The following is a 2,880-nucleotide window of genomic DNA, read 5'->3' as shown; positions in this document are numbered from 1 at the left end:
TTTTGGCATTGGGCCCTCGGCGCTGACGGAGGCCATGGGCATGCTCAACCACCATTTCGCAGCAGCCGCCTGATCGGCGCAGAGCGACAGCCTACCTCTGACTGCCGCCAATCTTTGCAACAGAGCCCGCGCCGGCCTGTTGGGCGGCCCAGGGCGAGGAGTGCCAATGTTCCTGTATGGGCGTGAACCACGGCGCGAGCAGCGTCGGCGGTGACTGGAAGATCATATCAGATGCTTTTGCGACCCGGTGGGGCGAGCGGCACCTAGGGAAACTCTGAACAAGTTGGGCTTGCAGGGCGAGCGCTGATCTGATTCTGTTTCTGGGAGGGGAATGGAATGAGACAGGGGCGATTATCGGAGCTGGGATGCGGTCGAGCACGCAAGCAGACCCGTCGCGAGGTGTTTCTGGCGGAGATGGATGCGGTGGTTCCCTGGGAGCGGTTCGAACAGCTGATCCTTCCCAGCTATCCGGTGGCTGGCCGCGGGCGCCGGCCCTATCCGTTGCGGGCGATGCTGAAGATCCATTTCATGCAGCAATGGTTCGGCCTGTCGGATCCGGCGATGGAAGAAGCGCTGTGGGAGACGCCGCTGCTGAGGCGATTTGCCGGGCTTGATGTCGACTTCGAAGGTGTGCCCGACGAGACGACGATCTTGAAGTTCCGGCATTTGCTCGAGAAGCATGCGCTCGGCAAAGCGCTGTTCGACGAGATGACGGCGCTTTTGGCCGAGCGCGGGTTGCTGCTGCGTCAGGGAACGATCGTCGATGCGACTTTGATTGCCGCGCCGCCGTCGACCAAGAACCGGACGAAGTCGCGCGATCCGGAGATGAAGCAGACTCGCAAGGGCAACCAGTGGTATTTCGGCATGAAGGCGCATATCGGCGCGGACGCGGTCTCGGGATGCGTCCATTCGGCCGAGATGACCTCGGCCAATGTGCATGACTCGGTCGTGACGGCCACGTTGCTTCACGGTGAGGAAGAGATTGCCTTCGGCGACAGCGCCTATGCCAGCAAGGAGCGTTCGCTTGATGCCGATCGCGACGAAGGCGATGTCGTCTGGGCCACACCGTTCAAGCGCGCGAAGGGCAACGAACTGACCGAAGAGCAGCGTCGGATGGGACTGTCAGGATTTCCGTGTGTGGCCGGGCATAATGGGCAACAAGGAGTCCCACTATGTCACGACGCAAAGAACCTGCCATACCGAATGAGCTTCTCGATCAGCTTTTGGCGGGCGGCACTGCCAGTGCCGCCTTCGAGCAGGGCGGTCTGCTCGATTCGCTGAAGAAGGCGCTGACAGAGCGTGCCCTGAATGCGGAGATGGATCACCACCTCGCTGGCGAAGACGGCGCCGGCAACATGCGCAACGGCTACGGTCGGAAGACGGTAATGACCGACACCGGCAAGTTGGCGATCGACGTGCCGCGCGATCGCCAGTCGAGCTTCGACCCGCAGTTGATCGCCAAGTATCAACGCCGCTTTCCCGGCTTCGACGACAAGATCGTGTCGATGTACGCGCGCGGCATGAGCACCCGCGAGATCACCAGGCACCTGCACGATCTATACGGCATCGACGTCTCACCCGATTTGATTAGCACGGTGACCGACGCCGTGCTCGATGAGGTCGCCACTTGGCAGCAGCGGCCGCTCGATCCGGTTTACCCGCTGGTCTTCTTCGACGCGATCCGGGTCAAGATCCGCGACGAGGGCATGGTGCGCAACAAGGCGATCCACATTGCGCTGGGCGTCCGCGCCGACGGCGCAAAGGAGGTGCTCGGCTTGTGGCTCGAGCAGAATGAGGGTGCCAAGTTCTGGCTTCGGGTGATGAACGAGCTTCGCAACCGTGGCGTTGAAGACATCCTGCTGGCCGTCGTTGACGGCCTGAAGGGCTTTCCCGATGCGATCACCGCAGTGTTCCCCGATGCGATCGTCCAGACCTGCATCGTTCACCTGCTGCGCAACTCGATGGACTTCGTCTCCTGGAAGGACCGAAAGAACCTCGCCAGCGCGCTCAAGGAGATTTACCGTGCCACCGACGCAGATGCCGCCGAAAAGGCGCTGACAGCATTTGAGGCTGGCCCTTGGGGGCAGCGCTATCCCGCCATCGGCCAGAGCTGGCGGCGCGCCTGGGGCGAGGTGATCCCGTTTTTTGCGTTCCCCGACGAGGTCCGCCGGATCATCTACACTACGAACGCCATCGAAGCTTTGAACTCGAAGCTCAGGCGGGCTGTCAGGGCCAGGGGACACTTCCCCAGCGACGAGGCCGCCACCAAGCTGCTCTACCTGATCTTGAATCGGTCGGAGAAAGAGTGGAAGATGCCACCACGTGAGTGGACCATGGCGAAGGCGCAATTTGCCGTGATCTTCGGCGAACGTTTCATCAGAGCCATGGCGGCCTGATGATCAACCGCCCGGCCACACACGGAAATCCTGACAGTCCCCGTCGGATCAACCGGAAGATGTCGTCCTACCGCTCGAAGGTCGAACATGTCTTCCGCATCGTCAAGCGCCAGTTCGGCTATGCCAAGACCCGCTATCGCGGCCTCTACAAGAACGGTCAGCAGATTTTCAGCCTGCTGGCGTTGGCCAATATCTACATTATGCGGCACAGCTTATCGGAAACGGCAGGATAGTTGCGCCCAAAATCCGAAAGGAACAGGAAATCGCGCCAATACAGGAGACTATGCCGCCTAAAATCCCCGATCCTGGCCATTCCTAACCACTCGGAACCGACTTGGCAGTCAAAACCCCCTATCAGGGGTCGGTTCCGGCTGAGGGCGAAATGACACCCTAAGCGAAACGGCAAGAAGTGGTGGCAAGCGGACGTTGCGGCGTCGCCTCGCTGTGGGTAGCAGTTAGTGATGATCGACCAACAGCCGAAGCC

2 protein-coding genes and 1 pseudogene are annotated in these 2,880 nt (G+C 61.0%); all 3 read left to right on the top strand.

The features are described from left to right. Positions 1-336: 336 nt before the first annotated feature. The gene (locus WP12_RS15875) at positions 337-1,281 is read left to right on the top strand and encodes an IS5 family transposase (RefSeq protein ID WP_084691189.1); all 945 of its coding nucleotides are present in this window, start codon (positions 337-339) and stop codon (positions 1,279-1,281) included. After that, positions 1,173-2,396 carry an IS256-like element ISSpwi2 family transposase gene (locus WP12_RS15870; RefSeq protein ID WP_044663225.1) on the top strand — a complete coding sequence of 408 codons (1,224 nt, stop codon included), beginning with the start codon at positions 1,173-1,175 and terminating at the stop codon, positions 2,394-2,396. Before WP12_RS15875 ends, WP12_RS15870 begins: the two co-directional genes overlap by 109 nt. Positions 2,397-2,437: 41 nt before the next feature. Beyond that, positions 2,438-2,629: pseudogene (locus WP12_RS15865) on the top strand (transposase); the annotation flags it as partial. Positions 2,630-2,880: the final 251 nt, after the last annotated feature.

Source organism: Sphingomonas sp. SRS2 (genome assembly GCF_000971055.1).
Taxonomy (GTDB): domain Bacteria; phylum Pseudomonadota; class Alphaproteobacteria; order Sphingomonadales; family Sphingomonadaceae; genus Rhizorhabdus.
Note: the sequence above shows the minus strand (reverse complement) of the source record. Positions and strands in the feature narration are given on the sequence as shown.